Origin of the sequence: Granulicatella sp. 20925_1_28 (assembly GCF_041433575.1) — a bacterium.
GTDB lineage: Bacteria > Bacillota > Bacilli > Lactobacillales > Aerococcaceae > Granulicatella.
On sequence record NZ_JAPWBS010000005.1, the window covers coordinates 80,329 to 106,100 of the forward strand.

The 25,772-nt window shown below is 38.9% G+C and carries 22 protein-coding genes and 1 other annotated feature; of the genes, 4 read left to right on the forward strand and 18 right to left on the reverse strand.

Going from position 1 to position 25,772, the window contains the following annotated elements; translation table 11 throughout:
• Positions 1-3: 3 nt before the first annotated feature.
• A complete protein-coding gene (locus tag O3793_RS04290; protein ID WP_285251994.1) occupies positions 4-900 on the reverse strand; it encodes a carbohydrate ABC transporter permease in 897 nt (298 codons plus the stop codon).
• Positions 901-918: 18 nt separating this feature from the next.
• Positions 919-1,836, reverse strand: coding sequence for a sugar ABC transporter permease (locus O3793_RS04295; RefSeq protein ID WP_285251993.1), 918 nt, complete (start codon positions 1,834-1,836; stop codon positions 919-921).
• Positions 1,837-2,033: 197 nt separating this feature from the next.
• Between O3793_RS04295 and O3793_RS04300 the strand changes: the two genes are divergently transcribed.
• Together O3793_RS04300 and O3793_RS04305 are read left to right on the forward strand one after the other, a co-directional pair.
• Positions 2,034-3,704, forward strand: a complete 1,671-nt coding sequence (locus O3793_RS04300; protein WP_371445905.1) for a sensor histidine kinase — start codon at positions 2,034-2,036, stop codon at positions 3,702-3,704.
• Positions 3,685-5,223: a helix-turn-helix domain-containing protein gene (locus tag O3793_RS04305; RefSeq protein ID WP_371445907.1), complete on the forward strand. Its 1,539-nt coding sequence runs from the start codon at positions 3,685-3,687 to the stop codon at positions 5,221-5,223. The genes O3793_RS04300 and O3793_RS04305 overlap by 20 nt, the downstream gene beginning before the upstream one ends.
• Before the next feature lie 39 nt (positions 5,224-5,262).
• Here O3793_RS04305 and O3793_RS04310 read toward each other — a convergent pair whose 3' ends face one another.
• The 8 genes from O3793_RS04310 to O3793_RS04345 form a co-directional block, all read right to left on the reverse strand.
• Positions 5,263-5,643 (reverse strand): rhodanese-like domain-containing protein, encoded by a 381-nt coding sequence (locus tag O3793_RS04310; RefSeq protein WP_371445909.1) that lies wholly within the window; start codon positions 5,641-5,643, stop codon positions 5,263-5,265.
• A 60-nt stretch (positions 5,644-5,703) separates the two neighbouring features.
• The gene (locus O3793_RS04315; RefSeq protein WP_371445911.1) at positions 5,704-6,672 is read right to left on the reverse strand and encodes an ROK family glucokinase; all 969 of its coding nucleotides are present in this window, start codon (positions 6,670-6,672) and stop codon (positions 5,704-5,706) included.
• 45 nt (positions 6,673-6,717) lie between these two features.
• Positions 6,718-7,416, reverse strand: a complete 699-nt coding sequence (locus O3793_RS04320) for a rhomboid family intramembrane serine protease (RefSeq protein ID WP_371445913.1) — start codon at positions 7,414-7,416, stop codon at positions 6,718-6,720.
• Positions 7,409-8,536 (reverse strand): 5-formyltetrahydrofolate cyclo-ligase, encoded by a 1,128-nt coding sequence (locus O3793_RS04325; RefSeq protein WP_371445915.1) that lies wholly within the window; start codon positions 8,534-8,536, stop codon positions 7,409-7,411. The genes O3793_RS04320 and O3793_RS04325 overlap by 8 nt, the downstream gene beginning before the upstream one ends.
• A gap of 372 nt (positions 8,537-8,908) precedes the next feature.
• Complete coding sequence (locus O3793_RS04330; RefSeq protein ID WP_048710214.1) at positions 8,909-9,226, reverse strand: PTS lactose/cellobiose transporter subunit IIA; 318 nt, start codon at positions 9,224-9,226, stop codon at positions 8,909-8,911.
• 1 nt (position 9,227) lies between these two features.
• The gene (locus tag O3793_RS04335) at positions 9,228-9,530 is read right to left on the reverse strand and encodes a PTS sugar transporter subunit IIB (protein WP_048710215.1); all 303 of its coding nucleotides are present in this window, start codon (positions 9,528-9,530) and stop codon (positions 9,228-9,230) included.
• 4 nt (positions 9,531-9,534) lie between these two features.
• Entirely contained in the window at positions 9,535-10,830 is a 1,296-nt protein-coding gene (locus O3793_RS04340; RefSeq protein WP_371445917.1) for a PTS sugar transporter subunit IIC, read from the reverse strand.
• A gap of 17 nt (positions 10,831-10,847) precedes the next feature.
• Positions 10,848-12,257, reverse strand: coding sequence for a glycoside hydrolase family 1 protein (locus tag O3793_RS04345; RefSeq protein WP_371445918.1), 1,410 nt, complete (start codon positions 12,255-12,257; stop codon positions 10,848-10,850).
• Positions 12,258-12,413: 156 nt separating this feature from the next.
• On the opposite strand from O3793_RS04345, the gene O3793_RS04350 reads away from it, so the two are divergent.
• Both O3793_RS04350 and O3793_RS04355 read left to right on the forward strand, forming a co-directional pair.
• Positions 12,414-13,142 carry a GntR family transcriptional regulator gene (locus tag O3793_RS04350; protein ID WP_371445920.1) on the forward strand — a complete coding sequence of 243 codons (729 nt, stop codon included), beginning with the start codon at positions 12,414-12,416 and terminating at the stop codon, positions 13,140-13,142.
• Between the two features lie 10 nt (positions 13,143-13,152).
• On the forward strand, positions 13,153-14,106 hold the full coding sequence (locus O3793_RS04355) for a type I phosphomannose isomerase catalytic subunit (RefSeq protein WP_371445922.1): 954 nt from the start codon (positions 13,153-13,155) through the stop codon (positions 14,104-14,106).
• 43 nt (positions 14,107-14,149) lie between these two features.
• On the opposite strand, the gene pepF is transcribed toward O3793_RS04355, so the two are convergent.
• From pepF to O3793_RS04395, 8 genes are all read right to left on the reverse strand, one after another.
• Positions 14,150-15,943, reverse strand: a complete 1,794-nt coding sequence (gene pepF / locus O3793_RS04360; protein WP_371445923.1) for an oligoendopeptidase F — start codon at positions 15,941-15,943, stop codon at positions 14,150-14,152.
• A 128-nt stretch (positions 15,944-16,071) separates the two neighbouring features.
• The gene (locus tag O3793_RS04365) at positions 16,072-16,563 is read right to left on the reverse strand and encodes a hypothetical protein (protein WP_371445925.1); all 492 of its coding nucleotides are present in this window, start codon (positions 16,561-16,563) and stop codon (positions 16,072-16,074) included.
• 11 nt (positions 16,564-16,574) lie between these two features.
• Entirely contained in the window at positions 16,575-17,042 is a 468-nt protein-coding gene (locus O3793_RS04370) for a helix-turn-helix domain-containing protein (RefSeq protein ID WP_371445926.1), read from the reverse strand.
• 193 nt (positions 17,043-17,235) lie between these two features.
• Positions 17,236-18,438 carry a toxic anion resistance protein gene (locus O3793_RS04375; RefSeq protein WP_371445928.1) on the reverse strand — a complete coding sequence of 401 codons (1,203 nt, stop codon included), beginning with the start codon at positions 18,436-18,438 and terminating at the stop codon, positions 17,236-17,238.
• Positions 18,439-18,444: 6 nt separating this feature from the next.
• A complete protein-coding gene (locus O3793_RS04380) occupies positions 18,445-19,104 on the reverse strand; it encodes a 5-bromo-4-chloroindolyl phosphate hydrolysis family protein (RefSeq protein WP_371445930.1) in 660 nt (219 codons plus the stop codon).
• A 158-nt stretch (positions 19,105-19,262) separates the two neighbouring features.
• Positions 19,263-21,461 (reverse strand): family 16 glycosylhydrolase, encoded by a 2,199-nt coding sequence (locus O3793_RS04385; protein ID WP_371445933.1) that lies wholly within the window; start codon positions 21,459-21,461, stop codon positions 19,263-19,265.
• A 359-nt stretch (positions 21,462-21,820) separates the two neighbouring features.
• A complete protein-coding gene (ileS, locus tag O3793_RS04390) occupies positions 21,821-24,610 on the reverse strand; it encodes an isoleucine--tRNA ligase (protein WP_371445935.1) in 2,790 nt (929 codons plus the stop codon).
• A 72-nt stretch (positions 24,611-24,682) separates the two neighbouring features.
• Positions 24,683-24,907 (reverse strand) — a binding site (T-box leader).
• Between the two features lie 154 nt (positions 24,908-25,061).
• Positions 25,062-25,772: LPXTG cell wall anchor domain-containing protein (locus tag O3793_RS04395; protein ID WP_371445937.1), on the reverse strand; the 711-nt coding region annotated here is incomplete at its 5' end.

Below are 25,772 nucleotides of genomic sequence, written 5' to 3' on the forward strand. Positions count from 1 at the left end.
CTCCTATTCTTTTAGTGCGCCAATCATGACACCCTGATTGAAATATTTTTGGACAAATGGATAAAGCAACATAATCGGAGCTGTTGAAATTACAATCGCTGCATATTTCATCATATCAGCTTTAATCCGAAGGTCTGATGCAAGTTCCCCTGTTGCCTGAGATTGCATCATTTGGTTACTAATTAATAACCGTCTTAAGATTAATTGCAATGGTTGCAAGTTTTCTTTTGTTAAGTAAATTAAAGCGTTGAACCAAGAGTTCCAAATACCAACCGCTGTCCATAAACCGATTACAGCGATAATGGCTTTTGATAAAGGAACAACGATTTTGAAGAAATAACGAATTGTTCCGCAACCATCAATTTGAGCCGCTTCCCACATACCTTCTGGGATGCTGTTGTTGAAGAATGTTCTTGCAACAATAATGTTGTAAGAAGATACTGCAAATGGTACAACCATTACCCAGAATGTATCGACAAGTCCGACACTCTTCACTGTTAAGTAGATTGGAATCAATCCACCTGATACAAACATCGGAACAATGTAAAGAACGCTGAGCCACTTTTTACCAAGTAGGTCTCGTCTAGATAATGCGTATCCAGCAGGGATGTTGATGAGTAGTGCGATTAATGTACCGACTACTGTATATAAAATCGTGTTGAGATAACTTCTCAAGAACAGTGGTTGTTCAATTAATCGTTGATATCCATCTAATTTCCATTCGTGTGGAATGAACCAAACTTTACCATTGGCTACATCAGAAGGATTACTAAAGGAAGCAATCACAACAAACCACAATGGGTAAACGATTAATAATATTAACAAGATTGCAAAACCGTAGATTACTACGTCAAAAAACAAATCTGATTTTGATTTTCTTGAAGCTTTAAACCATTTCATGCTATGACCACCCTCCTTTTAAAATAGTCCTGTTTTGGTATAACGTTTAGAAAACCAATTGACAGATAATAGAATAATTAAGTTGACTACAGTATTGAATAATCCGATTGCTGTAGAGTAACTATATTGGAAGTTTTGCATCCCAACTTTATATACGTAAGTCGAAATCACCTCACTTCCAGCTAGGTTCAATGGATTTTGTAATAGTAATACTTTTTCAAAACCGATACTCAATAAGCTACCGGCTCTTAAAATCAATAGAATCATTGCTGTAGGTAAAAGTAATGGTAAGTCGATGTTGAGGATCTTTTGCATACGTGAAGCTCCGTCCATCGTAGCCGCTTCGTAATACGTTGGATCGATGGCTGATAACGCTGCTAAGTAAATGATGCTGTCCCAACCGATATGTTGCCAAACATCACTCCAAACATAAACGCCTGCAAAACTATCTGGTTTTGATAGTAAGTTTGGCATTGTCCATCCAAGTGATTTAAAAATATTGGCAATCAAACCACTATTTGGTGATAAGAATAAAATGATCATCCCACACATAACCATTGTTGAAATAAAGTGTGGTAGATAGGTTGTTACTTGGAATACCTTTTTGAATTTCCCTGCTCTTAATTGGTTACATAAAAGCGCTAGTAAGATTGGTAATGGAAATCCAACGAGAATGCTATAGATTGAAATCTTTAATGTGTTCATCATCGTTGTTCCGAATTGAACAGAATTAAAGAACTGGGTGAAATATTTAAACCCTACCCACGGGCTATTTAAGATTCCATTTGCTGGTGAGTAATCTTTAAAAGCAATCACAAGTCCAAACATTGGGATATATGCAAACATTATAAGTAAAATAATTGAAGGAAATAGGAGCACATATAAAGGAATGTTGCTTTTTATTTTTCTTTTTTGTAATTGGGTTAAATCTTTCATAATTTCCCTCCTGTTTCAAATTCCTGATATTATTTTATAAAATAAAACGCTTTCTTTATATCACTTTTTCGATAAGAACTATTCACTATTCAGACAATATTGCTAAATTTATATCACTTTTCCGACATCTTCTTAATTCATATCGTTTTTTGACAACTTTTATGATAGTGTTATACTTGAGAAGCGAGGTAAAAATTATGAAACTACATAGTATTCTATCTAAAAGACATTCTTTTAAATTTTTCTTTCAAGTCTTATTAGTACTTCTTATCCTCATCACAGTGATCAGTCTCTTAGTCAGTAATGCCACAAGAGATTTTATTAAGAATCAAAATATTCAACAATTAACGAGCTCCATTGAGATTTACGCTAATGGACTAAATGATGAAATGCGTTCCGTTGAACGCTTTTTGTATTCAACGGTCACTCACGATAAAGGTTTGGATGAACTAAATGAGCCACAAAGTTACACCGATTATGAACAAACCGTCAAAAAAGTACAGACGACTTTTAACGACTACGAATATCAACACGAAACGCATATGTCGTTTTTAGTGGCTACAGAGGGGACGCATCATTTTCTGAGTGCTTCTAATCTCTATATTCCCTATCAAGATTACTTATATTTAAAAAACAATATCAATTCGTTCAGAAATAATACGGACGACCGTAAATGGCAAGCCATTCTTATTAACGACACGGAATACTTGATTAAAGTCGTTCATTATAAAGAAAAAACGATTATGGCGGTTATCTCTGCTGAAGATATTCTGATGCCACTTCGAAAATTGAATATCGGAAAGAATGGTCAGATTTCGCTGAAAGAACCGAAAAACTTATCGTCTTCAACACACTTAATTGAAGCCGATAGCGAACGGACGCAACTGCCTTTTGATATTTATGTAGCAGTTGACTACACAGATGTATTTAAGAGTATCGTTCTTTTTGAAGTGTTCATCGCAATCGTTCCTATATTAATTGCGATTGCTTCACTTGGATTGATTATTTTCATTCGAAATAGAATGTTAAGTCCGATTACACGATTAACCGAACGACTTTCAAATATTGACGAAACAACCTCTATTTACGATATTGCTTCTTCTGAAGGAATTTTGGAAATCGATAATGCCAATGATAAATTGAGCCAAGTACTCTTTGATATGCAAGAGTTAAAAATTCGTGAGTATCATGCTCAGCTGGAATTAAAAAAGGTCGAACTCAACTACTTAAAGAGCCAAATCCGACCTCACTTCTATTTAAATATGCTTTCCATGATTCACAGTATGCTTCAAACGGAGAACTATAAGGAAATTGAAGAGTTAACGATTTTAACGTCCGATTACTTACGCTATCTCTTTATGGTGGACCAAGATTTCTCACCACTTAATAAAGAAATTCAACATATTAAGGACTATTTGGAGATTCAACGCATTCGTTATGGGAATCATATCGATTTTGCTTTAACATTCGATGAAGGGCTGCACGATGCACTCGTTCCTTCCCTCTTACTACAAACATTCGTTGAGAATACCATTAAGCATGGCTTCTGCTTCCAAGACGGGATTAGCATTGAACTTTCCCTTCAAAAACGCATGATAGAAGAGAAACCTTATATTGAAATTTGCGTTAAAGACAATGGTCCAGGTTTTACGACAGACATTCTTGAAAAGCTCAAGAACATGGAATCATTAATGTCAGAAGACGGCCATCATATCGGAATTACCAATGCGATTGAACGGCTTAACCTTCTCTATCCAAATGACTTTACGATTACTTTTGAAAATAACGACACGGGTGGCGCAAGAATTTATGCGCTCCTCCCCTATAAAGCGTTGAAAGGAGATTCTAATGAATATACTACTCGTTGATGACGACCGTTTTATCATCGAAGCGTTACGCGAAAAAATCCGTTGGGATCGATTAAAAATCGACAACGTCTACGCGGCGAACAGCCTCACTCAGGCGCAAGACATCATTAAAGAATATCCGATCCACCTAATGATTAGCGATATTGAAATGCCTCAAGGAAGTGGTCTTGAACTGCTCTCTTGGGTGCGAAACGAAAATTACGACATCAAAACCATCTTTTTAACGAACTATGCGGATTTCAACTACGCGCAAAAAGCGATTGAATTGCAAAGCTTCGAATACTACTTAAAACCAATTAACTTCGAAAAGTTGGAGTTCATCATTCAAAAAGCACTCGACAAGATTACAGAGCAACGTCCAGCAGCGCCTCTTGAGACATCTTTTCAGGCAGAGAATAATTTCTGGTTCGAATATTTAAGAAAACCACGCATTCACCGTCTGGAAGAACTGCAAGCAGAAATGCGCAGACGCAATTTGAGTTTAAAAGAGCATCAGTATTTCCTAACGGGTGTGATTACATTGCATATTAATGAAGCAGATTACGCCCCAGAAATTCCATCATGGACTTCGCAATTGAAAAGGGTATTTCAAGCCTTCTCGAATGAGACTTATCAATTAGCGAGTCTGTTTAAGATGGAGGGGCATGTGGACCGTTATGTTTGCCACTTTAGAGTCGATAGCTCTATTAACAGCGATGAATTTGCAAGAAAAGTCCGACAAGAGATTCAAGATAAGTTGCATCGCAATTCAATCTTAACGTTCACAGGTTGCTTCCAATGTCCAAATATTTTACAAGACGTAAAAGAACTCTATGCAGCAACTGGCCAACAAGTGCCTTATTGGAATACGATTATTCCAGTATCTTCTGATGCTGCTGTTTTACAGGAAAAAGAAGTGGCAACCAACTCCATCTCCTTCTCGGATTCATTAGACGAATCTGAACTGGCAAAGAGTCTTTTACAATATATTTCAGGTGGAATGGTGCCAAAATCCATCTTGCAAAAACTCCATCTGGATTGGACGCAACAAATCGGAATTTACTTAGACCAAAATGGAATTTCAGCGCATAAGCTCTTCCAAAATGCGCATCATGATTTCCTCTTCCAAAGAAAATTCCATTCGATTGATTCTTTTGAGGAATACTTCAATTACTACTGGTCTCATGCAAGAAACTTTGTTACAGATGCTGAAAACCAAAAAAATAGCATCCAACGCATCATCGAATATATCGATCATCACTACAAAGAAGATTTGAGCCGAACCACTTTAGCCGACATGGTGTATCTCAGTGCAGACCATCTTGCTCGTGTCTTTAAGAAAGAAACAGGCGAAACACTCGTTAAATACATTACGGATAAACGTATCCATGCTGCTAAAGAATTGCTATCGGATACGAAGACCCCGATTTCTCAAGTCGCCTCTGAAGTCGGATATGATAATTACTCTTACTTCACAAAAATCTTCAAAGAGAAAACAGGAGTCTCTCCAGGGGACTACAGAAAGCATCAAGCTGAATAAAAAAAGAGCTAGTTCAAACTGAACTAGCTCTTTTTCATATTAGTTTTCTCTTTTTTTCACTTTACCGTTCCATGCTTCGAAGCCATGTTTTAAAATGTAAATATTTGTATATCCATTTTTCTTTAGACGGTAAGCACAACGACCAGCGATTGATACGCCCTCTTCATATAAATAGATTGGTTGGTCTTTACGTAATTCCATGTAACGTTCTTTAAATTGAGAATAAGGAATGTTACGTGCTCCTAAAATATGAGCCGCTTTGAATTCATCTTTTTCACGTACATCGATTAATTGTCCATGACGTAAATCCTTTCCGAACTCTTCAGCGCTAACCACTTTAGCAGCAGATTGACGCATCCAAAGTAATACAAATAAGTAAATTCCGTAGGCCATGAATAAAGCCCAAATAATATACCACATGAGACTAAACTCCTTCAAAAATAATTTTAATCAGACAAGAGATATTGTATCATGTTTCTTCTAATCTTTCAAAAGCACTAAAGAAGCTGCTCCAATGACTCCTGCATCGTTCCCAAGTTCTGCTAAACGTAAATGTGTTGTTTCGCGGACTTGTGGGAATACTAATTGTTCATATTCTTTACGAACGCCTTCTAGCAAGAATTCTCCTGCAGCGCTCACTCCACCACCGATAACGATGAAGGATGGATTTAACATATTCGCAACGTGGGAACATGCAATTCCTAAGTATTTTGAGAAATGACGAATCACGATTAATGCGAGTGGATCGTTTTGTTTTGCTAAATCAAACACGTCTTTTGCACTCACGTCTTGTCCATCATCGATTCTTGCTTTCAACTCAGAGTCTCCTGCATATTCATCTGCATAACGACGGGCTAAGTTCACAATACCTGTGGCACTCGCTACCGTTTCAAGACAGCCTTTTTTACCGCAAGTACATGCAAAAGGACGGTCACTGAAATCAACTGTAATATGTCCAAGCTCTCCTCCAGCACCCGCTACACCGTGAATGAGACGGTTTTCAGCGATAATTCCACCGCCAACACCTGTTCCAAGTGTAAAGAAAGTTACGTCTGGTTGGTCTCCACCAGCACCCATCCATTTTTCACCTAATGCTGCAACGTTAGCATCATTATCGATGAAGAACGGAATTTCGAGTGCTCCTTCAATTTTTTCTTTCAAAGGTTGTAATGTTTTCCAGTTTAAGTTGTAGGCACCGATAACTGTACCCTTCTCTCTGTCAACAACACCTGGAGACCCCATCCCGATACCAGCAAAGTTTTCATTTGTTAGTCCTAATAAGTCTAAACGATGACGAATAGAGTCGATAATATCGTCCACAATGTGGCTTCCTTCGTCTAAAATGTTGGTAGGAATCGACCATTTTTGTTGAACTTCACCTGCTAGTGAAATAATCGCAAATTTGATGGAAGTCCCACCTAAATCAATACCAATAATTTTCTTTTCCATTGTATTCACTCCATGAAACTTGTATATGCTTACATTATAACAGTATTATCTTTTCATTCCTAGTGCAAAAAGTAAAATTGCGATGACAAAATACGCAACGATTCCTGCAATGCGTGAAGCAGGTTTCGTCAGGCGGTCCCCTCTGAAGCTAATCGCCATCATCACTAAGTACCCACCAACGAGTCCTCCTAAGTGTCCATAGTTATCGACGGCTGAATTAATGAATCCAAGGACAATATTGATAATGATAAGTCCTGCGTATTGCACACCCATTTGTCTAAACGAACGAATGTAGCCGTGTTTTCTTGATAAATAAACAACAGCTCCCATGAGTCCAAAGAGCGCCGTACTTGCCCCTGCTGAAATACTTGAAGAAAAGGCAAAACTTGCAAGGTTCCCCATAATTCCTGATAACAGATACACCGCAAGGAATCTCCAGTGCCCAATTTCGTACTCCATCTGACGACCAATCATATATAAGAACACACTATTAAATAAAATATGTTCCAGCCCAATATGTAAGAAAATTGGCGTTAGGAATCGATAATATTCATGTTGATGAATGATATACGGATTGAACTTCGCCCCGAAATTAACAAGCACTTGTCCATTCGTGCTACCACCTGCAAGCGTCATTACGATAAAGAGCGCTGCTTGAATCGCTAAGAATAAGTAAGTAAAGCTGAAGCTCTCATTGAAGTTGCGCTTCATGCGTTCTAATTTCCATGGGTTGATTTTAAACATCTCGAACCACTCCTTCACTTGTTATAATCGTTGGAATATGAATATCCGTTTCAAATACTGGCCAGTCGGCAACAGGCGTCACCTGAGTCGTATAGGCTAATGAGACGATGCGATAATCGTCTACTTTTTGTAAGGTTCTATCGTAATAGCCGCCACCAAATCCGATTCGGTCTCCTTTCGTACTATAAAGTAGTCCAGGAACAATGATTAAATCAAGGTCTTTAGCTTCAAATAGCGGATGTGTGCTATCGATAACCGGTTCTAGTACACCATACGAAGTGCGTTTGAAGGTCGTTTGTTCATTCCATTCAACAAATACCAACGTCTTATCTGGCATCGTCACGGGTACAAAGATTGTTTTACCAGCGCTTCTAGCCTCTTGAACGATTAAATCTAATTGGAATTCCATTCGCATCGGCATCGTTAAGCCGACCGTCTTGGCCTCAATCCATTGCGGCATTCCTTTTAGCCATTCTACCACTCGTTTTTCTTCCGCGCGGCGTTTTCCTGGCGTCATCGCCTCTAGTTCTCTCTTTTGCTGAGCGCGTTTCAAGTTCTTCACGTCTTTTTGATACGTCTCGAAGAGTTCGGTAAATAACTTCAAGAATTCGAGTTCGACCGCTCGCATGCTTCTTTCTTGGAGAATTGGACTGCTGAGTAATGGCGCTTTTTCCATTATCGGTTCATCCGTTAAAATGATTGGCAATTCATTAGAGAGCATTTCATGATCAATTGCCCACACTTTCGCCCATTCTTTTTCTTCTAAATGTTGCAGGAAGAATTTCTCTTTAATCACTTCGAACAGATTATTTTCCATGATTTCGTACTCTGGCAATTGATTTTTCACAGGACGAATTAAGTCAGCGATATAGGCTTCTGTTGCATCATGTAGTAAACATGCAAGGACTGTTCCTGTTTGGTATCCTCTAGCAATCGCTTCTTGTGCACAGTTAATGCTATGTAATCCTACTGAATAAAAGAAACGAAGATGCCCATTTCCTCGACACATCATACTTAAGGCATGCGCAATATCTTCAATGGCTACGTTGTCTGGAACCATTTCAAGCGGATTAAACACGCGCCCTGTATATGTATTCATTAATATTTTTTTATCTTCCATATGTTCCTCCACGGTTGATGTCAGTTTATTTTATCATTGAATTCACGCGATTTAAAAGGATTTAGGTATTTCTTAAAGATTCTATTTCTTATGAATGTCTCTTCTCAATATAAAGAAAGATTCCTTCAAAGCCTTACGGATATCTTCATAATAGCTGTAACGTTGCACCAGTTCGAGCCTAAGTCTCTCACCTTTAAAGCCTCAAAGGAGGTGTACGAAATGAATTCCTACACCTCCTAATTCGCATTTAATGCGTAACACGTTACTGCTATTATAGAATCCGTAAGCTTCTACGGAATCTTATCTTTCTAAGGTGGATTCTAAATAAAAACCACAGATTAGGAGAATTCCCAATCTGTGGTTATAAACTTCTTATTGTGCGTGTTTATCGCGGTACAGTTCGATTAGCTCTTGCGCTAATAACTGTACGATTTCTGTTGAAGCCATTTGGTCTTCTGCATGCATAAACAGTAATGAAAATTCTGTTTTTTCTCCGCTCGCTTCTTTTTGAATGAGCTCTGCGTGAATTTTATGCGCCTCAACAAAGGCTTCTTCCGCTTCCACAAGTTTTGCTTTAGCATCTTCAAACAACCCTTTTTTAGCTGCTTGAATCGCTTCTACAAAGCAAGATTTTGCTGCACCACTATTGGCAATCAGCTGGAAACAGATAAGTTCCATTTCTTCTGTCATATTATTCTCCTATCAATGCTAAGGCTTGATCTAATACTTTAGGGCCGTTCATCATTCCGTAGTCACGCATATCAATGGCATCTACTGGAATATCTCCAGCGATTTCTTTTACTGCAGGTAACTCATAACGAATTTGTGGCCCGATGAGAATAACATCTGCTTCATGGATATTCTTTTTTGCTTCTGTAATGGATTTTGCTTCAATTGAGACTTCAATCCCACGTTCTGTCGCGCTTTGTTGCATCTTTTTAACGAGCATACTTGTCGACATTCCCGCATTACATACTAATAAAATTTGTTTCATAATCTTATCCCTTCATTTCTTGTTCAACAACTTTATCATTAACTTTGATAAATGGAATGTATAGAAGAACTCCAAGTGCAAAGATGACTAATTGAACGAGAATTGCTCTGAAGTCCCCCGCTGTTGCTAACCATGCATTTAAGAATACAGGTGTAGTCCAAGGAACTTGTACAAATGCTGGACTCATGAAACCTGCAACTGTTGCTAAGTAGCTGATTAAAATACCAAGAGCTGGAGTTAAGATAAATGGAATCGCTAATGAAATATTATAAACGATTGGATAACCGAATAAAACAGGTTCATTGATATTGAAGAGTCCAGGTCCAAATGATAATTTAGCTACGTTTTTAGAAGCAGCGTTGCGGCTTACTAAGAATGTTGCCACTAATAAACATAATGTAGATCCACTACCACCCATTAACGCGAATGTTTGCACTTGAGATAAGTTGATGATGTGTGGAATCGCTTGTCCATTGTTTGCTGCAGCGATGTTTTCAGTGATGTTAATTAATAGTAATGGTTCTAGAATTGCACTGTAAATAACGGCTTGGTGAATACCAAATAGCCATAACATATTTCCTAGAGAGTAAATAATGATTACCCCAATTAAGCTTGTACCAATATGACGAATTGGTTCTTGGATGAAGACTGTAATAATTGAGATTAAGTTTGTTCCAAATAGGTTGAACAATAATGCTGAAACTACACCGAATAATGAAATAACTGTCATTACTGGAAGTAATACGCTGAATGATTTACCAACTGCTGGTGGAATGTTGTCACCAAGGTTAATTTGTAACGCTTTAACGTTTGATAACTTGATGAATAATTCTGTTGCAATAATCGCTACAATAACCCCTGCGAACATTGCACCTGTACCTGTGTTGTTAAATGAAAGAACGCCTGAAATATTTACCGCATCTTTTGCGCCATCAGGAACTGCAGAAACTGTATTTGGCATCATAACAATTAAAGAAACTAATGATAGCATTGATGCTGCCAATGGGTTTTCGAAGTCTCTGTTTTTCGCTAAGAAATAACCGACCATTACGGCAATAATAATACCTGAGATACTTAAAGTACCGTTTGCAATTGTAATTCCCCAATATTGGAATTTCGTTAATGTATCCCCTTGGAAAATCCACTTAAATACTGTGTTGTTCAAAAGAACAATTAAACCTGCCAAAATATATAATGGCATTACTGTCGCAAATGCATCTCTGAGGGTTTTTAAATGAATTTGGTTCCCCAATCTACCTGCAAACGCGGCAAATTTATCAATAAATTTTGAGTCTTTCATCTGAATATCTCCTCTCTTTATTCCTCTACTTCTACTTCAAAGCCGTTATTGTCGCTGACGTTACGATACCATCTTCCACTACTCTTGACGGTTCTCTTTTGCGTTTCTAAATCTACAGAAATAAATCCGTAACGATTCTTATACGCATTATTCCAAGACCAGCAATCAAAAGCAGTCCATGTATGATATCCAAAACAACGACTACCTTCTTCAATCGCTTTATGTAGCCATGTTAGATGTTCTTCGTAAAATTCAATACGATACACATCATCAATGACTCCATTTTCTCCGATGAATCGTCCTTCGTTTTCAACACCCATTCCGTTTTCACTAATGAACCAAGGGATATTGCCATATTCTTCTTTCACAATCATTGCAATGTCATAAATGGCTTTCGGGAAGATTTCCCATCCACGATATGGATTCATGCGACGCTCAGGCCATTCATACTCTTTGAAGTATTGGTCTGGCATCCAAGGTGATTTGTACTCTTCTGGATTTGGTTGTGCCTGCACACGTTTTGGATGATAGTAATTCACCCCAAGAAAATCTACCGTATTTTCTCGAATGAGTAGCAATTCCTCTTTGGTATGACTCCATAACACGCCGTCCTCCTCTAGTCGTTTCACTAAGGTTTCTGGGAATGTGCCTTTCACCGCTGGATTTAAGAAGACTCTGTTAAAGAAATCATCTGTAAATTGACTTGCTGCTAAATCTTCTGGAGCATCACTTCTTGGATAAGCAGGTGTCAAATTCAAAATAATCCCAATCTTGCCTTCCAATCCAAGTGAACGATACAGCTCAATCACTTTGGCACTCGCAAGATTTAGATTATAAATCACTTGAACAGCTTCTTTCCCTTTCCCTTTTAGGTTTGGATAATGGAATGCATATAAGTATCCTGCTTCTGGAATGACCATTGGCTCATTGAAAGTTGTCCAGTATTTAATCTTGTCACCAAAGCATTCGAACGCTGTTTTGGCAAACTTCACGAACAAATCGACTACATACTTACTTTCCCAACCACCATATTTTTGAAGCAATTCAACTGGCATATCGAAATGATGTAAATTCAACACAAGTTCAATATCGTTTTTCTTTGCTTCTTCAATAACCGCGTTGTAAAATTCCACAGCCTTTGGATCGGCTTCACTCGTTTCGAAGTCCTTAATCAAACGGCTCCATTGAATCGAAGTTCGGAATGAATTAAATCCAATCTCCTTCATCAATCGAAAATCTTCAGGATACGTATGATAAAAATCACTCGCCACATCTGGTCCGACACCATTAAAGAAAGCTTCTGGAGCAGTTCTAAACCAGTAATCCATCACATTTTCATGTGCTTTATCGAATTGTCCTTCCGTCTGCGGTCCACTCGAAGCAGCACCCCACCAGAACCCTTGAGGAAAACTCAATTGTTTCTTCATAATTAACCTCCTTTCTGTAAGCTCTTTCACTTATAGTATATCACATTTTATTTATTTGTCTAGACAATAAACAGAAATGGTATTCAAAATATCGTTTTTGCCTATTCATACTACATTTGTTATAATATAGCTAGTTTAGAGAAAGGATGACATTCGATGAGCGTAAAATATTTACAGATTTATCATGCGATTCGTGAAAAGATTTTAAGTAACGAATACGCCATTAACCAACAATTACCCGACGAAATCACATTAACGAAAGAATTTAATAGCAGTCGAATGACGGTCAAGAAAGCACTAGACTTACTCGTTTCCGAAGGCCTTATCTTCAGAAAACGCGGCCAAGGTACCTTTGTCCTCTCTCGCGGCACGTCTAAGCGAAAACTTATCGTTCCAGAACGCGATATTAAAGGACTTACGAAAATTTCTGAGGATACACACTCTACTGTTGAATCCAAAATTATTCATTTTAAATTAGAGTTTGCTTCTGAATTCCTTGCAGAAAAATTACAAGTACCGGTGCAAAGTCCTGTTTATAATATTCATAGACTTCGCATCATCGACGGGAAGCCGTATGTATTAGAGCAAACCTATATGAGTACGAGCGTCATTCCAGGAATTACTGAAGAAGTTCTATTAGACTCTATTTATCAATATATCGAAGGCAAACTAGGCTTACGCATCGCGAGTGCCACAAAAATCTTGCGTGCAGCACCAAGTTCTGAAGATGAACAAAAATACTTACAATTACTTCCAACGGAGCCCGTCTTCGAAGTAGAACAAGTAGCCTACTTAGATAATGGCACTCCATTTGAGTACTCGATTAGCCGACACAGATACGATCTATTTGAATTTAATTCATTTGCATTAAGACATTCTTCATAGGAGGCACATTATGACAAAACCAATCTTTTTAAATGCCGTACTTCAAGAGAAAATTTGGGGTGGGACAAAATTGCATTCGCTGTTTAACTTCACTCTCCCTTCTGACAAGACCGGTGAAGCGTGGATTATTAGCGCGCATCCAAATGGGATTTCAACCATCAAAAGCCCTACTGAATATGCAGGACTAGGGTTAGATGAACTCTATAAAACCCATCCAGAACTCTTTAATGGACAACAATTGGCAAGCTTCCCTCTTCTCATTAAGTTGCTAGATGCTTCTGATTACTTATCAATTCAAGTGCATCCCGATGACGAATATGCGCTAGAACATGAAGGCGAATATGGGAAAAATGAATGCTGGTATGTCGTACAAGCAGAGCCAGGCGCAAAAATTGTATACGGACATACGGCGATGACTCCTGAAGAATTTGCAGAGAAAATCGACAATGAAGCTTGGAGCGACCTGTTTACCGAAGTTCCTGTGAAAGCGGGTGATTTCTTCGATGTTCCAAGTGGGACGATTCACGCCATTGGAGGCGGTATTGTGATTCTCGAGACGCAACAAAATTCAGATACCACTTATCGCGTCTATGACTACAACCGCACTGACGATACTGGAAATCCTCGTCCACTGCATATTCAACAAACAAAAGATGTGACGACGATTCCGCACAGTGTCCCAACGACGAATCAGCAAGTAATGACATCGGAGACTGGAACGAGAACGACTTTTGTGGAAAACAAGTTCTTTACAGTTTGGAAACACGATATTGATGGTGACTACAGCGATGCACTCTCTTCTACTTATCACCTTGTAACGGTGTTAGACGGAAAAGGAACGCTCACGGTCGATGGAACAACATATCCAATCGAAAAAGCAGATTCCTTTATTCTGCCTTCAGGAACACCATCACTCCAAGTTAACGGATCTGTTCAACTGATTGTGTCTCAATCAAACCAATAACAGTAAACATGAAAAAGGTCAGCAAAAATGCTGACCTTTATTTTTATGCATTCAATTGTTTTGTAATGTCTACGATTTCGTCGATTAAGCCACCGATTGTTGCAATCGTATCTTTAAGCGGTGCATCTGTAGAGACATCCACGCCTGCTGCTTTGGCAAGCTCTTCTGCGCTCTTCGTTCCGCCCATCTTCAAGACTTCCACCCAAGTATTTGCGACACTTGAATCTTTTTGAATCATTTTCGCCACTTGTGTACCGATTGTTAAACCAGCTGAGTAAGTGTATGAATATAATCCCATGTAGTAGTGCGGTTGACGCATCCATGTTAACTCTGCACCTTCTGTAAGAACCACTTCTGGTCCCCAGAATTTAGCAAGAGTTTCTCTGAATAAATCGTTTAACGTATCAGCATCCAAGCTCTTACCTGCATCCACTAAACGGTATACTTCGCGTTGGAAGTATGCTTCTAATAAGTGAGTGACAAAGTTATGGTAGTACGTTTTAGCAACCATTTGAGAAGAAATCCAACGTTTCATACGTAAATCATCGCCTGCTTTGTTCTTCAAGTAGAACTCAACCAATAATTCGTTTGTTGTAGATGGCGCTTCAACAAAGTACATGCTTGGACGACCATCTAGAATATTTTGATTTTTGTACGCTAGTTGGAAGTGCCCTGCGTGTCCTAATTCATGCGCGAGCGTCATGCAGTCATTCATATCTTCTGTAAAGAACATTAAGATAAATGAGTTTGCCCCGTAAGGTGATGAACAGAACGCACCTGTACGTTTACCGATTGTTTCAGCGTAGTCAATCCAACGATTATCGAAGGCTTCCTCCATAATCTTGAGGTAACCTTCGCCTAGAGGTGCTAATCCTTCTAAGATATATTGTTTAGCTTCATCATACGTTACTTTGGCAGCGTATGTTGGATCGACTTCCAGTTTCAAGTCTTCATAGCGCACTTCATCTAATTGATAGATTTCTTTCAATAGGCGTGCGAATTTACGCATATGTGGCGCTAATTCTTCCATAATGACATCAATTTGACGGTCGTATAGTTCGCGAGACACTTTTTGACGGTCTAATAAGTAGTCAAATACTGAATCGAATCCACGCAATGTTGCCATTGTTTTTTCTTTTTGAATTTGTGTGTTATACGCTGAAGCAGTGCTGTGTTGGTATTTGCGTAATGTGTCGCTAAATACTTTGAACGCTTCACGACGAATCGCTGTATTTGGTTCAGATTGCATACGGCCTTCGAAGCTGTTGTATGTCATCGGAATCACTTGTCCGTCTGCTTCCACGTCTGCAAAATGCATGTCTTTGAACTTGATATCGTTATATGCTTGGTAGCCAGCATCTAATGTATTTCCTAAAGCTGCTAGAGTTGCTTCCACGTCTTTTGATAATAAATGTTTTTTATCTTCTAAGAGACGTTCGATATATAAAGCATCTTCTTTATTCGCTCGTGCTTCTTCTAACACGGCATCATCCAATTGGCTTAATTCAGATTCAAAGAAACTTAATTTGGCATCTAATCCTGCTAACACTGTACGTGTTTGTGCAGCACGTGTTTGTGCTTCTTTATCTCTTGTATTCGCGCTCACAGCAAGGTTGCAATACGCAGAAATTTTACCGCGTTGTTCTAATAAGGCACGGTAAGTTGCTAAACCAACATTCACTTGGTGTGCTGTTGTAATTTGCCCTTCGTATTCTTTTTGGAAAGCCTCTACTTTTCCTTTAAGGTCTTCTAACACTTCGTTAAACACTTCTTCTGTTTTAAACAAATGCGATAAGTCCCATGTTTGATTTACATCTACTTGACTTCTTTCAATCATATTCTCACTCCACTTTCTAAAGTCGTACTCCCATTGTACCACAGTTTTCATTTAATTTTCAGAAAACTTTAATGTTAATCAAAAAAAAAGTGTTACAGCCTCTCGACTGTAACACTGATTCATATTTATTATTGTAACGCTCCGATTGCACGAGCGATTTCTTCATTAGAGCTTCCTGGTTTAATTTCGAAAGTACCAGTCCAGATCTTATCAGCAATGTTATTTGTTGTTAAGTAATCTACGAACTCTTTAGCACTCTTAACTAAGCCTGCTTTTTCTAATTTGTCGGCAACATCATTTGATGATTCACCTTCTTCAACTGTAATAGATACAGGTTTTGAAGATTGTGTAGTTGCTGCTTCAGTTGTTGAAGCTTGTGAAGTAGCTTTAGCACTTGATGTAGACGCTTTGCTACCAGATTCTTTTTCAGCTAATAAAGACTCGTAAGCGGCTTTATAGCTTGCTTCATTTGCTCCTTCAGAAACGATTGGCAAATTCACTGCATCTAATTGGCTCTTTAATGATTGTGGTACAAAAGGCCAAATCACAGTAACCAATGCTAAAATTAACGCTGCTAATAAGAAGCCCATTCCTAAAGAACGAAATTTCGTTTTACTCATGTTCTTCCTCCTTAATTTGCATCTGCTTCAAAATAATTATCGATTACCAATTGTACTGTTGAAACAGGTACGTTTAATTGTTCAGAAATTGATTCTACTGAATTACCGTGGCTGAATAATGTAATGATTTGTTGTTTCGTTACATTGTGTAAGCGACCAGATTCTTCTGCAGTTACTTCTTCCACTGCTTCTGTTTCTTCAGCTACTGGTTCTGGTTTTTCAGCTACACGAACTTCTGCTGTTTTTGCAGCGCGAACTTCTTCATAAGTTGGTTCAACTGATGGTCCTTTGTATACAGTTGTTCCTTCTAATTCTTGAATTTTTTTCTTTAATGAATATACTTCACGGTTTAATTCTAATAAACCTTCAGCTAATTCATCGATTTCTTCTTCATTGTGGTTATCCTTTAAGAATAGTGAAATGAATAAGAAAAATACTGCTAATGCTAATAACGCGAGAACTACGACCCATACGTGCATTTTTTCACCTCATTAAATATTATTTTTTTCCTTTCATCCTATTTTAAATAATGTTAGCCAAAATATCAAGGTTCAAGGCGAAGTTTATCATTTTGTTAACGAATTGAAACATTACACAAACCACTTGAAACACAAAAAAGTCTTTACCCTCCAGTCCTTATTCAGGAATAAAAGGTAAAGATTTCTATCATTATTAGCCGCGCATTTCTTCCTTCACACGTTTTTCTTTTTGGCTTAAAACGAGTAAGTTTTCGCGGAGTTCTTGTTCCATTTGCGTCAATTCGTATTCGGCTTTTCTACGTTTTTGACGGCCTTCTTGTTGAATCAGAATCGTTTCTTCTAATGTTTCAATCAAGTCTTGTTGTGTCTTTTGAAGGGTTTCTAGATCGATAATACCGCGTTCATTTTCACGAGCTGTTTCAATCGTAGAAATCTTCAACATTTCAGAGTTCTTTTGAATCAATTGATTTGTCGTTTCAGACACTTGACGTTGCGCTGTCACTGCATCCTTTTGACGGAGCAATGTCATCGCAATCGCAATTTGGTTTTTCCATAAAGGAATCGTTGTCGTAATTGAAGACTGAATTTTTTCAGCCAATGTTTGATTCGTATTTTGAATCAAGCGAATTTGTGGTGCTTGTTGGATGGTCATTTGACGCGTCAATTTCAAGTCGTGATTTCTCTTTTCAAGACGATCTAAGAATTGATGTAAGTCGTTGACCACTTGCACATCCATTTGGTCTCCTGATTCTTGCGCCTTTTGCATCGCTTCAGGAATCAGTTTTTGTTGCAACTCTTCAATCTTCAATTCCCCAGCAGCGATATAAATACTTAATGCCTCGAAGAATTCCTTATTGCGTTGGTACAGTTGCTCGAGCGACAAGTTGTCATTTAATAACCCATTCTTCTCATGGTCTAATCGCACAGCAATCTTATCCACTTGAGAACCGACTTCTTGGTATTTCAATTGCATTTCGTAAATCGACTTCTTCACGCGCCCAAAGATTTTACGGAAGATGTTCGAATCTTGTGCCACAAGGTCGTTCGGGTCTGTCTCGTTCAGTCGCATCATCAACTCATTGAGCGTATCTCCGATTTCTCCAGTATCTTTATTTTGCACATGAGCCAACATCGAATGAGAGAATTCACCAAGTTGCTTTTGCGCGCCGGCCCCGTAACTAATAATGGCCTGCATATTCTTTTCGTTGATTTGTTTTGCTAGTGCGCGGGCTTGTTCTTGTTGTTTCTCTGGTAAAGTATCCACCAGTGCACGTTTGGCATCTAGTTGTTCTTGTGGGAAATCACTCGCCACATCTTGCAGTGTCGTATTTTTTACCACGTCTTCTCCGAATGGGTTTTGAATCAGTGCATCCACCATTGATTTTTCTTCAGTCATTGTTCTCTACTCCTTTATTGTACGGTTTACGTAATCCATCTCTGCTTCTGACTTTTTTATTCTGTCTTCTTGGAAATGTAAGTAATCCTCTTCCAGCGTTGCGCAGACGAGATCGATTTTTTCTCCTAATTCTTGTAGTGTTTGATACGTTTCGCTTCCTTTTACTGGTTGCTCACTCAATTCTTTATAGGCTTTCGTCATTTCGTTTAACGACGGTACGCATGTATGAACAAACAAGTTGGCTTCTGGAAGCTTCTCAGGGTGTGCCACCAATTCTTTGAAATAATCTTTCATCGTTACTGTAGTGTTATAGCGATTACTAATAATTCTTAGCTTTGTAAAACTTTGAATCGTCTCATCAATCTCTTGAATTTGCGTCTTCACCACTGCCATTTTTTGTCTAAAATAATCGATATCTTGTTTGGATAATCCTGATTGTTCATATCGTTTTTGCACCTTACTAGAGGTTTTATCTAACGGTCTCTTTGTTTTGCCAAAGACCGATTTCACTTCCATCTCTTCTGGAAATAGCATGAAGAAAAAGATACCTGCTAGTACGAGAAGTGAAAATAACAGCCTTATAGATGACCCGTAAAAATGACTCATAAAGTAACGCGTTATGAATACAAACAATAATAGTTTGAGAAGTCTATTCCACTGTTTCATGGTACTCCCTCCTTATAGACCTATTGTATCATTTGGCTATTTTGGAACATGGTACTTAAGGCCGATTTCTATGGGACTTGAGGCTGAATCAAATAACGCAAAAAGAAGGAATTAAACAGCCTTCACTGTCTAATTCCTTCTTGTTTTAATGAACTATTTTATTTTTTGCTTTTAGCAAATACGAATGCGCCACCTGTTAAGAACACTGCTGATAGAATCAGATATAAAGTTCCCATCGAAGTACCTGTATTTGGTAATTCGTCTTCTCCCGCTTTTGCTGGTGCTGCTTGTGCAACAGGCGCTGGAGATGGATCTTTAGCTTCTTTTGCATCTTTGTCTGCTGCTTGTTCTGATGTAGCAGTAAGAGGTGTTGCTAACACACGTGACTCAGTTGCTTCGGCATTTGTTTCAGGTGTTACAACTTTGTCTTCAACAACATTTGATTCTGCTGTTGCTACTTTGTCTTCAACGGCATTTGTTAAAACAGCTACTGGTGCAGGAACTTCACTTGTTGCTACAACATCTGCAACTGTAGTTCGAACCTCTGCCTCAGGAGTTGGTGTTGGTTGTTTAGTTGTATCTAGCAGTGCTCTTCTTCTACGAACACGACTTCTTGGTGCTTCTGTTGAAGTTGTTGGAGCCTCTGTCACAGTTGTTGCTGTAGTAGTTGTTGGAGCCTCTGTCGTCGTTGTTGTCGTTGTCGGTGCTTCTGTCACTACTGGAGCAGAAGTCGTTACTACCGGAGCTTCTGTTACTACTGGTGCAGAAGTTGTCACTACCGGAGCTTCTGTGACCACTGGTGCAGAAGTTGTTACTACTGGTGCCTCTGTGACCACTGGTGCAGAAGTTGTTACTACTGGTGCCTCTGTGATCACTGGTGCAGAAGTTGTTACTACCGGAGCTTCTGTTACTACTGGTGCAGAAGTTGTTACTACTGAAGCCTCTGTGACCACTGGTGCAGAAGTCGTTACTACCGGAGCTTCTGTTACTACTGGTGCAGAAGTTGTTACTACTGGTGCTTCTATTGTCGCTACTGTTGTAGTTGGAGCTTCCGTCGTTGTAGTTGCTACTGTAGTAGTCGGCGCTTCTGTTGTCGTAGGAGCTACTGTAGTTGTTGGAGCTTCCGTTGTCGTTGGAGCAACTGTAGTCGTTGGTGCCTCCGTTGTCGTTGGTGCCTCCGTTGTCGTTGGAGCAACTGTAGTCGTTGGTGCCTCCGTTGTCGTAGGAACTTCCGTTGTCGTTGTTGTTGTCGTCGGAGCAACAGTTGTAGTTGTTGTAGTCGTCGTTGGCGCTTCTGTTGTTACAGGTTTCGCATTTGGTTGCCATACACGAACATAATCGATTTGCATGTCTGAACGACTACCATCCTTATAACTATCTTTGTAAGGAATCGCGTCTGTATAGTTACGAGTACCGTTTTTCTCCCAATCTTTCACGAATGAACCACCTACGATATGCGTTAATCGTAAAATAAATCCATTATCCTTATTGACGAATGGTGTGTTCTTTAGCAATTCACTATATTTAATAGTTTTTACGGCCTGTCCGTCATAGAAGAAAGTTACCTTATCTCCTTCTTTTAAGACCCCATAAGTGTGGAGATCTGTTTGAGTATCCCCATTATTAGGAATTTTATACGGATGTTGTTCACTATACTGACCAGTCTTACCTGGTGTCGGTTCTGTATGAACATTTGCTTGAATGAATTTCGGATCATATCCTTTAGACTCGAAGACATCAATCTCCCCACTCTTTGGAGAGCCTCCGCCTTTTGTTCCAGTCATCCAGAAGGAAGCCCATGAAGATTCACTAAATGGTAACTTGATACGTGATTCGGCATAGAAGTCACCTACAAATTCAGACAGGACTTTCCCGTGACGATCACGCGTTTGAATCGCCCCAGAAGTAAATGGCGCTTTATAAGTAATCGTTTGGCCGGTCTTTGGATCTTTATAAGTATTCTCACGGTCTACCCATTCATTCTTTTTAGTAACTGGATTCCACTTCAATTGCTTCGGCGTATAGAGTGCCGTTAAATGAAGAATTCCATCTTTTAAAGAAACATTTGCTGGGTCGTCTGTGAAATGCATTTGCGTTCTTGCTTTAGGATCGAAACTTGAAAGAGAATAATCCCATTTTGTTCTGTCGAGTTTGTTCCCATCAAACTCATCAAACCATGTTAAATCATAGTTTGTTGGAATACCCGTTGGCAGTGTTACATTAGGAACCCTTCCTTCACCTGTTTCTGCATAGACTGTTGCGAATGGCGCTAACAAACTTGTGCTTAAGATCAGGCTTGCTCCTAATACTCTTGCTCCTGCAATCATACCTTTTTGTTTATTACGTACTTTTTGCATATTTGTTCTCCTATTTCTTCTTTAATTTTAAGAAAGGAAAAACTGAAATCCCTTTCCTACATTAGACATTATCTAAACTGGGTAAGAAAAATTCCTGACAGACTTATGAAATTAATCTATTAAAAGTATAGTTAAAATGCTAAATAAATATGATTTCGATTTAATTATAAAGAAAATATGGAGAGCAAAATTTCCTTTTATTTACAGAATGCCCTTCTTTTTGGTCGCAAAAACATTGATAGAACGCTAAAAAAAGAGGTTAACTAGAATTAGTCTAATTCACCTCTCTAATAGTTCTACTTTTTGAACACAATTTGAAAAAAACTGAGCCGAATTTCTTCGACTCAGTTAAATTTTTATTATTCTGCTTCAGGAACTAATGCTTCTGGGAAGTGTTCACGCACAATTGCTGCACAACGATTACATAAAGTCGGAGCATCTTCTAATGTTCCTACTTCAATCTTCACAGCACGGCAACGTTCACATGTTTCACCTTTGGCATGTTCAACAACGACTTTCACGCCTTCGCCTTCAACTGCATTTGCAGGAGCTTCAACGCCTTCTTCAGCCACTTCTAATTCACTGACGATGAATAATTGAGCTACATTTGTGTTTAAGCCTTCTAATAAAGTACGAACTTCATTAGATGGATATAGCGTTACTTTTGCTTCGAAGTTCTTACCGATTAATTTCTCGTTACGAGCTTCTTCTAAAGCTTTCAAAGCAGTGTTACGAACTTTAAAGAATTCAGCCCATTGTGCTAATACTTGTTCTGTATTTTCGTAGCTTTCTACTGTTGGGAATTCGGCTAATTGAACATAAGCTTCTTCTTCCTTCAAGTATTTCCAAACTTCTTCACTCGTGTGAACTAAGATTGGGCTTAGTAATTTCGTTAATTTCACTAGGATATCGTAAATAACTGTTTGCATTGCACGACGTTCGTAGTTATCTTCATATTCGATATACACAACGTCTTTTGCAAAGTCTAAGTAGAATTGTGATAAATCAACGGTACAGAAGTTCATCACTGTTTGATAAATTGTTGAGAATTCATAGTTTTCATATGCTTCTTCAATTGTCTTCACGATATCGTTGAAACGAATCATCATGTATTGATCCACACTACGTAGGTCTTTAAACGCTACTGCATGTTTAGATGGTTCGAAGTCTGTAGTGTTTGCTAACATAAAGCGCATTGTGTTACGGATCTTACGGTATGCTTCAGATACTTGGTTTAAGATTTCAGTACTGATACGTACGTCTGATTCGTAGTCCACAGATGATACCCATAGACGGATAATGTCTGCCCCTTTTGTTTGCATTTCTTTTGCAGGTGAGATGACGTTTCCGAGGGATTTACTCATCTTCTTGCCTTCTCCGTCCATTACGAACCCTTGAGAAAGAACTGCTTTATATGGAGCTTTCTTATGAACCGCTACACTTGTTGTTAAACTTGAGTTGAACCATCCACGGTATTGGTCTGATCCTTCTAAGTATAAATCAGCTGGGAATTCTAATTCTGGACGAATACTTAATACACCAGCATGTGAGCTACCTGAGTCGAACCATACGTCCATGATGTCCATTTCTTTTGTAAATGTACCAGTTGGACTGCTTGGATGTGTGAATCCTTCTGGTAATAGGTCTTTTGCTTCACGCTCGAACCATACGTCAGAACCGAATTCTTCCACTAATTTCGCAACGTGTTCAATTGTTTCTGGAGTGATAATTGGTTCTCCGTTTTCACCGTAGAATACAGGAAGTGGAACACCCCATACACGTTGACGAGAGATGACCCAGTCGCCACGGTCACGAACCATGTTGTAAATACGTACTTGTCCTGATGGGTGGTACCATTTCACATCATTTTCAATCACATCTAAGATATCTTGACGGAAAGCATCGATTGACGCAAACCATTGTGGAGTTGCACGGAAGATAACAGGTTTCTTCGTTCTCCAGTCATGTGGGTAACTATGCACAAAATAGCTTAGTTTTAGTAATGAACCATTTTCAGCTAATAGGTCTGTGATGACTTTGTTTGCTTTTGCATAGAACATTCCTTCAAAACCAGGAGCTTCTGCAGTGTAATGCCCTTGGTTATCCACTGGTGATAATACATCTAAGTTGTATTTACGTGAATAGTAGAAGTCGTCTTCCCCGTGTCCAGGAGCTGCGTGAACTAAACCAGTACCGGCATCAAGAGTTACATAGTCTCCAAGCATTACAAGAGATTCACGTTCATAGAATGGATGCCATGCTGTCGCATATTCCAATTCAGTTCCACGGAATTCTTTTAAGACTTCAACAGATTCCCAACCTAGTGTTTCAGCAAGTGAGTTCACTAATTCTTTAGCTACGACGAAGTTTCCTTTATCAGTTTTCACTTCTGCATATTCATAGTCAGGATGCACGAAGATTCCTAAGTTTGCAGGAAGTGTCCAAGGAGTAGTTGTCCAGATGACAAATGAAGCATCCTCTGATACAACGCCTTTTCCGTCTTTCACTTTGAACGCCACATAGATTGATGGGCTTTCTACGTCTTTATATTCGATTTCAGCTTCCGCAAGTGAAGATTCACTTGATGGAGACCAGTAAATTGGTTTTAATCCTTTGTAAATATAGCCATTTTCAGCCATTTTACCGAATACACGAATTTGTTCTGCTTCAAATTCTGGTTTAAGCGTTAAGTATGGATTATCCCATGTACCGCCTACTCCAAGACGTTTGAATTCAGCACGTTGGTTGTCCACTTGACGTAATGCATATTCCGCACATAATTTACGGAATTCGGCGATTGATAACTTCTTACGGTCAACCCCTTCAGCGTTTGCTAAAGCTTGCTCGATTGGAAGTCCGTGTGTATCCCATCCTGGTACGAATGGTGCACGGAATCCGCTCATTGATTTACTACGAACGATGAAGTCCTTAGAAATCTTGTTTAAGGCATGTCCCATGTGAACCGCACCATTGGCATATGGCGGGCCATCGTGAAGCACGAATGTTGGTTTGCCTTCATTCTTTTTCTGACGTTGTCCATAAACGTCTGCTTCTTCCCATTCTTTTTGGTAATCTACTTCTTTTGTTGGTAAGTTCCCACGCATTGGGAATTCTGTTTTCCCAATTTGCAATGTTTCCTTCATCTTCATTGAATTTCCTCCTTTGTTTGACTGTTTTTTTCATCTTTTGACCGTTGAGCATAAAAAAAGCCCCTGCCAAGTTGCAGGGGCGAAATCATATCCGCGGTACCACCCAAATTTACAAACAAATATTGCTTGCCTTGGTAAATTGTTAACGCCATTTAAGCGACTCTTCTTAATCTAACATGTATTTCAGAAAAGTTTCTAAGAGATGATTCTTGCTATAAACAGGGACTGCCAATCTTCCACCAATAATCGGCTCTCTAAAAGTGTATTTACACAAGTTGTTCTCTTCATCGAATAGATAAATTTTACGCTATTTGAAACGATTTTGCAAGATTTTCCATCTACAAAAAGAGAAAACCGGCTCACATTGTGAACCGGTTTGAGGGCAGACTACTTTTTCAAATGATTCGGACCGGTTAGGAGTGTCCAATGCATTCGATATTTTCGTTCATTCCTAGTCTCTTTTACCTTTTTTAGGAATGGCTAGGCCTAATCCACCAAGAGCTGCAAGAATTCCTCCAATGATTCCTGGAGTTACATCTTCTACCCCTGTATTTGGTAATGTTTCTTTTGCTTCACCTGCTACAGGCGCTGGAGCTGGTTTATTTTCTCCTTGGGCTGCACTTGGAGCTGCTGCTACTTGTGTAGTAGGTGCTGCTGGAGTTGCAGGTGTTGTTGGTGTTGCAGGTGTTGCTGGAGTAGTTGGAGTTACTGGTGTTTCACTAGCAACAACTTTGAATGTAACTGCGTATAAACTGAAGTGTTTAACGTTAAGTGTAACGACTTTGTTTTCTCCGTTAGAGAATTCAACTTTTTCTTTCACTTCTTTTGTATCGCTTGATACGAAGTATGCACCATCTACTTCTTTATCAACTGGGAATGTTACTTTAGCATCCCCTTCAACACGAACTGCTTTACCATCTTTGTCAACGAAAGTAATTTCATAACCTTGATATTCTTTTCCTTCAAGACCTTTAATTGTTTCGTTCACTTTTTCAACTTTAAGCATCTTGATGTTCTTATCAAGAAGTTTAGTTGGAACTTCAACGACTACTGGAGTATCTCCGTTTTCGTCTTCAAATCTCGCAATACCTTTTTCCTTATCAACCGTTACCTTCACACCATCTGTTTCGTATAGAGGTAATTCTACAGCTGGTTGGTCTGG

Coding starts and splice junctions, on each gene's coding strand:
- O3793_RS04290 (WP_285251994.1), bottom strand. CDS start 900: ATGAAATGGTTTAAAGCTTCAAGAAAATCAAAATCAGATTTGTTTTTT.
- O3793_RS04295 (WP_285251993.1), bottom strand. CDS start 1,836: ATGAAAGATTTAACCCAATTACAAAAAAGAAAAATAAAAAGCAACATT.
- O3793_RS04300 (WP_371445905.1), top strand. CDS start 2,034: ATGAAACTACATAGTATTCTATCTAAAAGACATTCTTTTAAATTTTTC.
- O3793_RS04305 (WP_371445907.1), top strand. CDS start 3,685: ATGAATATACTACTCGTTGATGACGACCGTTTTATCATCGAAGCGTTA.
- O3793_RS04310 (WP_371445909.1), bottom strand. CDS start 5,643: ATGTGGTATATTATTTGGGCTTTATTCATGGCCTACGGAATTTACTTA.
- O3793_RS04315 (WP_371445911.1), bottom strand. CDS start 6,672: ATGGAAAAGAAAATTATTGGTATTGATTTAGGTGGGACTTCCATCAAA.
- O3793_RS04320 (WP_371445913.1), bottom strand. CDS start 7,416: ATGTTTAAAATCAACCCATGGAAATTAGAACGCATGAAGCGCAACTTC.
- O3793_RS04325 (WP_371445915.1), bottom strand. CDS start 8,536: ATGGAAGATAAAAAAATATTAATGAATACATATACAGGGCGCGTGTTT.
- O3793_RS04330 (WP_048710214.1), bottom strand. CDS start 9,226: ATGACAGAAGAAATGGAACTTATCTGTTTCCAGCTGATTGCCAATAGT.
- O3793_RS04335 (WP_048710215.1), bottom strand. CDS start 9,530: ATGAAACAAATTTTATTAGTATGTAATGCGGGAATGTCGACAAGTATG.
- O3793_RS04340 (WP_371445917.1), bottom strand. CDS start 10,830: ATGAAAGACTCAAAATTTATTGATAAATTTGCCGCGTTTGCAGGTAGA.
- O3793_RS04345 (WP_371445918.1), bottom strand. CDS start 12,257: ATGAAGAAACAATTGAGTTTTCCTCAAGGGTTCTGGTGGGGTGCTGCT.
- O3793_RS04350 (WP_371445920.1), top strand. CDS start 12,414: ATGAGCGTAAAATATTTACAGATTTATCATGCGATTCGTGAAAAGATT.
- O3793_RS04355 (WP_371445922.1), top strand. CDS start 13,153: ATGACAAAACCAATCTTTTTAAATGCCGTACTTCAAGAGAAAATTTGG.
- pepF (WP_371445923.1), bottom strand. CDS start 15,943: ATGATTGAAAGAAGTCAAGTAGATGTAAATCAAACATGGGACTTATCG.
- O3793_RS04365 (WP_371445925.1), bottom strand. CDS start 16,563: ATGAGTAAAACGAAATTTCGTTCTTTAGGAATGGGCTTCTTATTAGCA.
- O3793_RS04370 (WP_371445926.1), bottom strand. CDS start 17,042: ATGCACGTATGGGTCGTAGTTCTCGCGTTATTAGCATTAGCAGTATTT.
- O3793_RS04375 (WP_371445928.1), bottom strand. CDS start 18,438: ATGACTGAAGAAAAATCAATGGTGGATGCACTGATTCAAAACCCATTC.
- O3793_RS04380 (WP_371445930.1), bottom strand. CDS start 19,104: ATGAAACAGTGGAATAGACTTCTCAAACTATTATTGTTTGTATTCATA.
- O3793_RS04385 (WP_371445933.1), bottom strand. CDS start 21,461: ATGCAAAAAGTACGTAATAAACAAAAAGGTATGATTGCAGGAGCAAGA.
- ileS (WP_371445935.1), bottom strand. CDS start 24,610: ATGAAGATGAAGGAAACATTGCAAATTGGGAAAACAGAATTCCCAATG.